This window comes from Faecalicoccus sp., from assembly GCF_036552745.1.
GTDB lineage: Bacteria > Bacillota_I > Bacilli_A > Erysipelotrichales > Erysipelotrichaceae > Faecalicoccus.
Genome location: NZ_JAXKBY010000164.1, coordinates 1 through 11,052, shown reverse-complemented (window position 1 = coordinate 11,052; position 11,052 = coordinate 1). Strand labels below are relative to the sequence as shown.

The 11,052-nt window shown below is 36.8% G+C and carries 10 protein-coding genes; 7 read left to right on the top strand and 3 right to left on the bottom strand.

Annotation, left to right across the window (positions count from 1 at the left end; translation table 11 throughout):
• Positions 1-170 precede the first annotated feature (170 nt).
• From U0M88_RS07855 to U0M88_RS07835, 5 genes are read left to right on the top strand one after another with little or no spacing between them, the layout of a single operon-like run.
• Positions 171-1,475 (top strand): YhfT family protein, encoded by a 1,305-nt coding sequence (locus tag U0M88_RS07855; protein WP_117445929.1) that lies wholly within the window; start codon positions 171-173, stop codon positions 1,473-1,475.
• A gap of 12 nt (positions 1,476-1,487) precedes the next feature.
• The gene (locus U0M88_RS07850; protein ID WP_331869461.1) at positions 1,488-2,366 is read left to right on the top strand and encodes a phosphotriesterase family protein; all 879 of its coding nucleotides are present in this window, start codon (positions 1,488-1,490) and stop codon (positions 2,364-2,366) included.
• A gap of 12 nt (positions 2,367-2,378) precedes the next feature.
• On the top strand, positions 2,379-3,485 hold the full coding sequence (locus tag U0M88_RS07845) for an aminotransferase class V-fold PLP-dependent enzyme (RefSeq protein WP_117445927.1): 1,107 nt from the start codon (positions 2,379-2,381) through the stop codon (positions 3,483-3,485).
• A complete protein-coding gene (locus U0M88_RS07840; RefSeq protein WP_117445926.1) occupies positions 3,476-4,636 on the top strand; it encodes a YhfX family PLP-dependent enzyme in 1,161 nt (386 codons plus the stop codon). Before U0M88_RS07845 ends, U0M88_RS07840 begins: the two co-directional genes overlap by 10 nt.
• The gene (locus tag U0M88_RS07835) at positions 4,629-5,840 is read left to right on the top strand and encodes a phosphopentomutase (protein WP_195222442.1); all 1,212 of its coding nucleotides are present in this window, start codon (positions 4,629-4,631) and stop codon (positions 5,838-5,840) included. The genes U0M88_RS07840 and U0M88_RS07835 overlap by 8 nt, the downstream gene beginning before the upstream one ends.
• 70 nt (positions 5,841-5,910) lie before the next feature.
• On the opposite strand, the gene nudC is transcribed toward U0M88_RS07835, so the two are convergent.
• The 3 genes from nudC to U0M88_RS07820 are packed head-to-tail and all read right to left on the bottom strand — an operon-like array spanning position 5,911 to position 9,008.
• Positions 5,911-6,732, bottom strand: coding sequence for an NAD(+) diphosphatase (gene nudC, locus U0M88_RS07830; protein ID WP_294687967.1), 822 nt, complete (start codon positions 6,730-6,732; stop codon positions 5,911-5,913).
• A 38-nt stretch (positions 6,733-6,770) separates the two neighbouring features.
• Positions 6,771-8,432: a glutamine--tRNA ligase/YqeY domain fusion protein gene (locus tag U0M88_RS07825; protein ID WP_331869460.1), complete on the bottom strand. Its 1,662-nt coding sequence runs from the start codon at positions 8,430-8,432 to the stop codon at positions 6,771-6,773.
• A 39-nt stretch (positions 8,433-8,471) separates the two neighbouring features.
• Positions 8,472-9,008: a GNAT family N-acetyltransferase gene (locus U0M88_RS07820; RefSeq protein WP_331869459.1), complete on the bottom strand. Its 537-nt coding sequence runs from the start codon at positions 9,006-9,008 to the stop codon at positions 8,472-8,474.
• A gap of 95 nt (positions 9,009-9,103) precedes the next feature.
• On the opposite strand from U0M88_RS07820, the gene U0M88_RS07815 reads away from it, so the two are divergent.
• On the top strand, positions 9,104-10,141 hold the full coding sequence (locus U0M88_RS07815) for an oxidoreductase (RefSeq protein WP_331869458.1): 1,038 nt from the start codon (positions 9,104-9,106) through the stop codon (positions 10,139-10,141).
• A 628-nt stretch (positions 10,142-10,769) separates the two neighbouring features.
• The gene (locus tag U0M88_RS07810; protein WP_331869457.1) at positions 10,770-10,952 is read left to right on the top strand and encodes a hypothetical protein; all 183 of its coding nucleotides are present in this window, start codon (positions 10,770-10,772) and stop codon (positions 10,950-10,952) included.
• Positions 10,953-11,052: the final 100 nt, after the last annotated feature.

Below are 11,052 nucleotides of genomic sequence, written 5' to 3'. Positions count from 1 at the left end.
TTGTCTATGTCTTAAAGAAGTTGAAGTACTCTATTCATTACTTTTTTATCCGGCAGATTGCAACAGATGCTTTATTTGAAGTTTCTTTTTAATGCTGAATTATGGCTAAATCACCAAACTGTGGGTATAGCGAAAGAAAAAAATAGTTAAGGGAAAAAAGAGGTAAATATATGAAGTATATAGTAATCGCATTAATTGGTGGTTTGGCTTCCATTTTAGCAAATAGAGGAATCGCAGTATTCAATGATGGATTCAGAGCTATCGTTCCACAATATTATGATGGATCAATTTCACGAAAAGAATTGGCAACTATGAGTTTTGCAATCAGTTTTGGACTTGTAATTGGATTTGGTATTCCGACCTCGATTGCAGCAAGTATTTTGTTGATTCACAGTGTATTGCTGGCTACAGATATTATCGGAACATGGTCTCCAGATAGTAAATTGGGAATTATTATTTCGGGTGCTGTTGGTGCCGTATATGGTATTGCATTGGTAGCTGGTTTAGACTTTATCGTTTCTCTGTTTAGTTCATTACCTTATAATTTCTTGAATGAGTTGGGAAGTGTATCGGCATATGTTATGGTTGCTTTTGCAATTTTCCCTTCTATTGCAACTGGTTTACAACATGGATTTAAACAAGGATTAATTGTAGGTGTTATTACCGTATTGTCTTATTTCTTCTTTAAAAAGTTTGGAGTATTTGCCATTGGTGATGTTTCAGTTACGTTAAGTGCAGAAGGAATGGCGATGCTGGTTGGTACAGTTTTAATGTTATTCTTTGCGACTAGAGTAAAAGGCAATGAAGAAAGCTCAAATACAGAATTAGTCAATGTCTTCGAGGAAAAAATCGCCAAGATCCGTAAAAATTGGCCTTTATTGACTGTTATGGGAGCGTTGCTTGCTTGCGGTACAAGTATGGTTATTGTTGCAGGTGATCCAATTTCGTTAGCGTTAGCGGCAGATGGCTCGTTTTCGGAAGCAGCTTTAGCAGCATTTGCTCGTGCAATTGGTTTTATTCCATTAGTATTTACAACGGCAATTGTAACTGGTGTTTATGCGCCGGCTGGATGTACGTTCGTGTTTGCGGCAGGTTTATTCTTACATGGACAACCATTATTAGCATTAATTGCCGGCGCAGTTATTATGATTGTTGAGCTATTATTGATTAATGTTTTCGCAAAGGCAATGGACCGTTTTCCAGGTGTTAAAGAAATGGGCGAACACATTCGTACATCAATGAATAAAGTATTGGAGCTTGCTTTGCTTGGAGGTGCTATTACAGCTGCAGAAGCTATGGCTGGAATGTTTGGCTTAACCGGTGTAGGTGCTATGTTTGTAATTGCTTGTGTATTGATTAACCGCATGTCTTCAAAACCGATTGTAGAAATGGCAATTGGACCGGTCGCATGTATCCTGTTTGGGATTGTACTGAATATATTAGCATTCTTGCAGATTATTACCTTAGTTGCATAAAAGGTGTAGTTTATGAAACTGGTTGATGGTTACACATTAATGCATGAGCATGTGCACATTGATTTATCCAGAATAAAAGATGATTTGGATACATGCTTAGATTGCAAAGAAGAAACAATTAAAGAATTTAAACGATTATACGAATTAGGTGTTCGAAATATTCTCGAAGTTACAAATGTTGGCATGGGACGAGATGTGGCTTATATAGATGAAGTGGCACAGGCTTCAGGCATAAATATCATTAAATCTACAGGTTGTTATAAAGATCCATTCATTTTAGAAAATGAAGTTTTGATGACTACAGAACAATTGGCAGAGTTCATGATAAAGGAAATACAAGAGGGCTTTTCAGAAGGTCATGGGAAAGCAGAAGCCATTGGTGAAATTGGTACGAGCAAAAATGAATGGACAGCAAATGAAAGAAAACTGTTCGATGCAGCTATTTTGGCACATAAAGTGACGAATAAACCGATTTATACCCATACCACTTTGTCAACTTTAGCATTGGAACAAGCTAATTATTTCGTTGGGAAAAATGCTGATGTTTCAAAAATCATTATTGGTCATGTTGATTTAAATTCTGATATTGAGTATATCCTATCGGTATTAAAAACCGGTGTAAATGTTGGATTTGATACAATCGGGAAAAACAATTATTTACCAGACGATATTCGTATAGAACATCTTTTAAAGATTGAAAAAGAAGGATATTTAGGACAAGTTGTTCTTTCGGAAGATTTAACAAGAAAATCCCACCTTCTTTATAAAGGTGGGATAGGATATGCATATTTATTTGAAAATTTTCTTCCTAGATTAAAAGAAAAAGGAATGTCGCAGGAGAATATAGATAAAATGCTGATTGAAAATCCTAAGCGGATTTTAGAAAGCTAATGGGAGGTAAGTATGAAAACATATCCATTAGAAAGTATTAATCTTGAAAAAGCCATAGAGTTTCAATTTAAGATGGTTGATTGTATCACTCATCATTTTAGTGGACAAGAAACGTTAACTCGAGGTGATTTAGGTGTTGTTCCGGGATTAAATAAACCTAAGACAACATATAAAGCAGAGAAAGTAATTGCTGAGTTTTTTGATGCAGAGGCAAGTATTTTAGTGAGAGGCTCAGGAACAGGTGCAATTCGCTATGCACTATATGCGGTAGTGAAACCTAATGATGCAATTTTGATTCATAAAGCACCTGTGTATTCAACAACTGTAACAACAATTAAAATGTTAGGATTACATACTATTGAGGCTGATTTTAACAATTTAGAGGAAATCGAACGTGTGATGAATAATCACTCAGAAATAAAAGGAGCATTGGTTCAATATACGCGCCAAAGCATTGAAGATTGCTACGATATAGAAGCAGTTATTAAAACAATAAAGACATGTAAAGATATTCCTGTTGTAACGGATGATAACTATGCAGTGATGAAAGTAGAAAAAATAGGCACACAGTGTGGAGCAGATTTATCTTGTTTTTCAACATTTAAATTACAAGGTCCAGAAGGAATCGGATGTATAGTTGGAAAAAAAGAGTATATTGATTTGTTGGTAAAAGAACATTATTCTGGAGGTTCTCAAACACAGGGGTGGGAAGCTATGGATGTTTTGCACGGTCTAGTCTATGCACCAGTATCCCTAGCTATACAAGCACGAACCAATGATGAACTGGTTACTCGTTTAAATAATAAAAGCGAATATTACTATGTCAAGTCTGCCTTTTTGGCCAATGCGCAATCCAAGGTTTTGTTAGTAGAATTTAATGAGCCTATCGCAAAACAAGTATTGGAAGAAGCCGCTAAGCTAGGAGCTTTACGAAATCCGGTTGGTGCTGAATCTAAATATGAAATGTGTCCATTATTTTATCGAGTGTCAGGAACTTTCAGAGCTAGTGATCCAACATTAGAAGATCGTATGATTCGAATTAATCCAAATCGAGCAGGCTCTGAAACAATACTTCGTATTTTAAATGAGAGTGTGAAGAAGGTGACGAAATGTTCTTAGAACAAACGATTCACAGAAACAAACAATTAGTACAGACATGTTTTCAACTTCATCAAAAATATAAAATTCGCCCGGATACTTATGTAGTTGATCTTGATCAATTATTGGAAAATGCGAAGCAAATGTTGGATGTTTCAAGAAACAATAATATTGATTTATATTTCATGTTGAAACAATTAGGGAGAAATCCTTACATTGCGAAAGAATTGGTGCGTATAGGATATAAAGGAGCCGTAGTTGTAGATTTTAAAGAAGCTGCTGTTCTGATGCAGCACAATATTCCTATTTGTAATGTTGGACATTTGGTACAAATGCCCCGATGCATGGTACAAGAACTAGTCAATTATGGTTGTGAATATTTTACAGTTTTTTCTATAGAAAAAGCTAAGGAGATTAATGAAGCCGCTGAGAATGCAGGAATTATTCAAAAAGTACTTTTGAAAGTAGTAGGCCCTCAAGACATGATCTACAGTGGGCAAACTGCAGGCTTCTATGTAGAATCTTTAGAAGAAGTGATTAAAGAATTAAAAAAATTAGATAATATCAAAGTTTCAGGAGTCACTTCATTTCCAAGCTTTTTGTTTGATGAAAAAGAAGAAAAAATCATTCCTACTCCCAACTTGAGTACACTTATGAAGGCTTGTTCAATTCTAGAAAGTAAGGGAATTCAAGTAGAGAATGTTAATGCACCTAGTGCTACATGCTCATATAGTTTGGAACAAATGAAATCCTACAGAGTGAATAGTGCTGAGCCTGGTCATGGTCTAACAGGGACAACACCAATGCATGCAAATGGAGAATGTGTTGAAAAACCTGCTGTATGCTATGTGAGTGAGATATCTCATAATTTTAAAGGGAAAGCATATTGCTATGGTGGAGGACATTATCGTCGTTCACACGTTGCCAATGCGATTGTGGGGAAAAACTTAGAAAATTCACAACGATATCAGGTTATTCCTCCAACCGATGAAAGTATTGATTATTATTTTGGTTTGGATAGAGAGGCCAATGTTTCAGATACAGTAATTATGTCTTTTCGTTTCCAAATTTTTGTCACTCGTAGTGATGTTGTTTTGGTGAAGGGAATACATAAAGGCAATGCAGAGATAGTTGGTATATACAATAGCTTAGGAGATGAAATACATGAATAGACGGTTTGTTGTAATTGTATTAGATGGTTTTGGTATGCAAGCTATGAAAGATGCCAAGGAAACCCGTCCAGGGGATGAAGTAAGTTCAACATTAGGAAGCATACTGCATGATTTTCCAGATTTAAAATTACCGAATTTGGAAAGATTAGGATTAATGAATGCTTTTGGTAAAGAATCAAAGTGTATGAAATTTTCAAAAGATGCTGTATTTGGGAAAAGTGAATTAATGCATTTTGGTGCTGATACATTCATGGGACATCAGGAAATTATGGGCAGTTTACCGAAGAAACCAATTCCACAGTGTTTTAGTAATCATGCAGAAGAAGTAGCTAAGCATTTAATAGAACATGGACATAAAGTAGAGTATAAAGGAAACGAAAAGCTAAAATATTTATTGGTTGATAACTATTGTACTGTGGCAGATAATATTGATTCAGATTTAGGAATGGCCGTAAATTGTACAGCTCCATTAGATTTTATGTCTTTTGAAGATGAGCTTAAAATTGGACGCTTGGTTAGAGAAATTGTTACTACGAATCGCGTTATTGTATTTGGCGGTACGGGAAATACTGTTGAAGATATATTAAATGCTGAAGAAGTTAGAGAAAACAAATATATCGGATTATTAGCTGCTCGAACGAAATCTTATGATCAGGGATATCAATGCTTACATTTAGGATATGGTGTTGATGCATCAGTGCAGGCACCAACAATTTTAACTAATGCAGGTTATAAAGTTTCTCTTTTTGGTAAAGTTGCGGACATTGTACATAATGAGGGAGGCAAATCTGTTTCCTGGGTAGATACAGCAGAAGTATTGGATTTAACAATTCAAGAAATCAAATCTATGAATGAAGGTTTTATTTGTACAAATGTTCAAGAAACTGATCTGGCTGGACATAGTCAAGATTCTAAAAGATATAAAGAAATATTGGAAATTGCTGATGGAAAGATTGGAAAAATCTGTAGTTTGTTAGGAAAAGAAGATATTCTTGTGGTTATGGCTGATCATGGAAATGATCCTAATATTGGTCATAATAAACATACACGAGAAAATGTACCGTTGCTTGTACAGGCTGGAGATGCTCACTGTATCAATCTTGGCTTAAGAAAAACGTTATCGGATGTAGGTGCAACGGTCTGTGATTATTTTGGTGTAAATACGCCACAAAATGGTACATCCTTTTTAGAAGAGATAAAGTAAATATTTTCAGTTTAAAAAAAAATAGAGAGACTTTCATACGATATGAAAATAAGCTTTTTTGAGGGATGTTCTAACGATAAGTGTCCATTTTGAACTGATAGATCATTTCAGAAGTTAGGCTTCCATCTAAGTTTTCTTTTCCATAACGAAGTTCATCTCTAGAGATCCAATAGGCACATTTAAGTTCATTAGTGTCTAAGCGGATCTCTTTTTTACTGTCTAGTTCGCAATAAAAGCCAGCTAGAACATCACTGACGATACCCCAAGGTTGAGATTTATAATAACGAATATTTTTCACTTTTAGGCCCACTTCTTCATATACTTCTCTGGCTACTGTTTCTTCTAAAGTTTCACCAATTTCCACAAATCCGGCTAATAAGACTTGTTTTTTCATATGCGGATACTGCGCTAATAAAATTTGATCTTTATGTGTTACGGCAATGATCACGGCTGGAAAGATTCGTGGATATTCAATAACACCGCAGTTTGGACAGACGAGTGATCTTTCCGTAGTTCCGGGTTGCAGCTTTGTTTGACAACGACCACAATAGATACGGTTTCTATACCAGTCATACAGATGAAATCCGGTCGCATAGGCAAAACCAAAATAGTCTGGCTGTGATTTCGTCACAGGTCTTAATGGCTGATAGGTAAAACCATTCTGTTCGGGGACATCACTCACTAAAAAATAAGGATGATCATCAATGGAAAATAAATAAATCGCATTCTTTGTATCTATTGACAGATCTTGAAAAGTAGGGCACTGTATGCAATCTTCTTTACTTTTTGTCAGTGCCGTTTTGCCTTGAAACGAAAGAACAAAGTCTTTGGAAGAGGGCTTGATTTGCTTAAATGAATTATCAAATGTATGGGGTGCAATATCTTGTATCATGTGAAATCTCCTTTTGAAAAAGGCTTGGAAATCCAAGCCTATTTTGGTAGTTTAAATGAACTTTTTAAAGATACGATACGGTTGAATACTAAACGATCATCTGTTGTATCTTTTTCATCAACACAGAAATAACCATTCCGTACAAACTGGAACTTATCCTGTTTCTTGGCATCTTTGGCAAATGGTTCGATGTAACAATGCTCTACAACCTGTAAAGAATTAGGGTTTAAGTTTAAAGAACCATCTCCATTGTATACGCCTTTTTCTTCATCTACTAAATTTTCATAGAGTCTGGCCGTTGCTTCAATACAGTGATGAACAGGAACCCAGTGAATTGTACCTTTGACTTTACGTCCGGTAAAGCCGGAACCTACCTTTGTTTCTGGATCATAAGTCGCATGAACTACAGTGACATTTCCGTTTTCATCTTTTTCAAAGCCTGTGCATTTGACGAAGTAAGCATTCATCAAACGTACTTCATTACCGACAAACAGACGGAAATATTTCTTTGGCGGTTCTTCCATAAAGTCTTCGCGTTCGATCCAGAGCTCTCTTTCAAAAGGAAGTTGTTTCTTGCCGGCTTCCGGGTTATCCATATTGATGCTTCCTTCTACTAGCTCGTATTCACCTTCCGGATAATTGTCGATCACTAGCTTAATAGGATCTAAAACAGCCATGATTCGTGGTGCCTTTGGCTTTAAATCTTCACGCAAACAATGTTCTAAATACTGATAGTCAACGGATGAATTTGCTTTGGTTACACCGACCAGATTCATAAAGGTTTGAATGGATTCCGGAGTAAAGCCGCGGCGACGCAAGGCTGCGATTGTGACTAAACGAGGATCGTCCCAGCCATCGACAATACCTTCATCGACCAAACGTTTGATATAACGTTTTCCTGTGATGACATTGGTTAAATACATTTTCGCAAACTCGATCTGCTTTGGTGGCTGTGGATATTCCAGCTCGCGAACAACCCAGTCATACAAAGGACGGTGATCTTCAAACTCTAAAGTACAAATGGAATGAGTAACACCCTCGATCGCATCTTCGATTGGATGGGCAAAGTCATACATCGGATAGATGATCCATTCATCGCCGGTGTTATGATGCGTTTGACGTGAAATACGATAAATAACCGGATCACGCATGTTGATATTTGGGCTGGCCATATCAATCTTGGCACGAAGCACTTTGGACCCGTCTTCAAATTCACCATTTTTCATGCCTTCAAACAGGCGTAAATTTTCTTCAATGCTGCGGTTACGATAGGGAGAATCTTTACCCGGTTCCGTTAATGTACCACGGTAAGCACGGATTTCTTCCGCGCTGAGATCACATACATAGGCTTTTCCTTTTTTGATCAGCTTAATGGCAGCTTCATACATTTGTGGGTAATAGTTGCTGGCAAACTTGACATCACCATCGTAATGGCAGCCTAACCATTCCACATCCTTAATGATCGAATCCACAAATTCGACTTTTTCTTTTGTGGGGTTAGTATCATCAAAACGTAAGTTAAATTTTCCGCCATACTCTTTGGCCAATCCATAGTTTAATAAAATACTCTTGGCATGGCCTACATGCAGATAGCCGTTTGGTTCTGGTGGGAAACGAGTGACAACACCACTGTAAGTCCCATTTTTTAAGTCTTCATCTATGATACGTTCAATAAAATTCTTACCTTCATTTGTTTCCATCGTTGAACATCCTTTCACATTCTTTCCAAGTATATCATATCAAAGGCAGTTTTGGGCAGATTGTCTTTCTTTTAATAGCACAAAAAGTTCTTTCCAAAGTTGTACATATTCGCCTTTTTTCAATGTACCGTTTGCGGTTAAAAGATCAAAGGCATCGCCATGCCATTGATAGCTATCTTCACTGGCACAAAATCCATTGCGATAATAAAACTGTTTACGTGAGATTCTTTGATCTAAATTGTCACAAGGCACACGATCTGATTCAACATCGATCACAATGACAGAGTCTTTTCGGTTTTCTTTGATCCAGTCCAAGATTTTAGAACCGATTCCTTGTCCACGGCAACTTTCTTCGGTAGCCAGATAGCGAACCTGGCAAATTTGTTTATAATCCAGTATATCTAAAAGTCCGACAAATTCATTCGCATGGGGATCTTTATACACGCCATAGAAATGACTGCCGGGTAAAATATCCAATTCGTAAAAGGGAATTCTTTCTTTTTCAGGGAAAGCTTTTTGATAAAGAGCACGAAGTCGCGGATCGGTGTTTTTTGTTTCTATAAAATATAGCTTCATGGGCTTATTTTACCATGTTTGATAGGGGAGTTCAAAGCACATGAATTGCATGTCAAACTGCGAAAACCTATAATCAAGTCAAAGGAGGTTTCGATATGTCAAAATTATTAACACCGGTACAGATTGCCGGGTTGTCCTTAAAGAATAGAGTTGTCATGCCGCCCATGTGCATGTATGAAGTAAAGAATAAAGATGGAAAGGTCACGGATTTTCATTTGGCACACTATGGAGCCAGAGCAATCGGACAAGTGGGGTTAATCATAGTAGAAGCTACGGCTGTACAGCCGGATGGGCGTTTGACCGATCAAGACCTAGGTATCTGGAGTGATGATCATATACCAGGATTAAAGCGATTGGTGGATGCGGTGCATGCCTTAGGATCACAAATTGGTATTCAGCTGGGCCATGGTGGCCGCAAGGCTCAGGATGCCAAAGTGAAGTTGGCGCCAAGTGCTATTGCGTATAATGAAGAGTACGGCATACCGGAAGCTATGATGTTAACGGATATTAAAACAACACAGCAGGCTTTTGTGCAGGCAGCCGCTCGGGCTAAACAGGCTGGATTCGATATGATCGAGTTGCATGGTGCGCATGGCTATTTGATCAATGAATTTTTAGAACCATTAACCAATCGAAGAGAAGATGAATATGGAGGGTCTCTAGAAAATCGTTATCGCTTTGTAAAGGAAATGCTTCCGGATGTAAAAGAAGCTTTTGGTGGCCCGGTATGGATGCGTTTATCTTTGATTGCCTATGATCAAACCGGCCAGCAAAATACGATTGAAGAGTATCAACAGATTGGAAAATGGCTGGAAGAAGACGGTGTCGACTGTATTGATGTATCTACCGGTGGTTTGTTAGATACGACACCTAATATTCCGATTTTTGCGGGCTATCAAGTGGCTTATACACAAAAAATGAAAGAAGCAGTCTCCATTCCGGTAACAGCAGTAGGACTGATTTATGATCCGACTTTGGCAGAATATCTTCTACAAAGTGATCAGACAGATTTGATTGAAGTTGGTCGCGCTTTGATTCGTAATAGTAATTGGGTCGTAGATGCGGCAAAGATACTACATGATAAAAACTTTGCGATCTATAACAACTCATATCAAAGAGGGCAGTTGGATTAATTATATACTTTGAAAAACACAAGACCTTGTTGATCTTTTTAGGATGAACAAGGTCTTTTTGTAGGTTTGAAAATTTTTGAATTTTAAATTCATAGTTTGCATATAGGAAATATGTTAAAATAAATCTGGACAGATCAACACAGGTAGTCCTGGTCGTTAGACCGGGGTGCGTTAAACCTCGTTACTATAGATGGCCTGTTTTTGCGGCCGAAATGAGGTGATCGCTATGACATCGTTTGAAACATTGTATGTAATGTTAATGATGCTTCATATAGTCGTGATACTTCTGATTGAAATCAATCGTAGTAAATGACATATAAAAAGGCTACCTGCTTCTGGATAATTGTAGCCTTCTTATAAGAATTCAATAAATCCAGGACTCGTGTTGATCTGTCCTTTTACATGTTCATTATAACATACGATTTAAAACATACAAGTAAAATATGTATTAGTGAAATGGCTAGATTGAACTAGATTTGCTTTGTTTAAGGACAAAGTATAAAAAATGTTACAAACTTGCAACAAATTAGGTCAAATCTGCTTTAGGTAAAGGGTCTTTATTGAATTTTGCGTTCAATGACAAAGTTAAAATAATCATTTATAATCATGGCAAATGGAGGTCATGATGATGGAAAAGAAAATGTTAGTGACACAGGCTTTAGATCAGCGAGATCTTTTGGTAAAGAAGATTTGTGATAAGATTCGTAAAGCTAGTTTTACAGAAACGAAGAAACATAATGAAGAAAAAGTTATGGAAAGAAAAGTGACACAGAAAGAATTTGAAAAGGAGGCACGTTCTCAATGTCATTAAGTTAAGACAACTATAACTATACAGGCAATCAAGTCTAGATAGTTTTTTACTAATAAGGCATGACAAAAATTGTAGTATTGCTACTACATTTTTTAAGTTA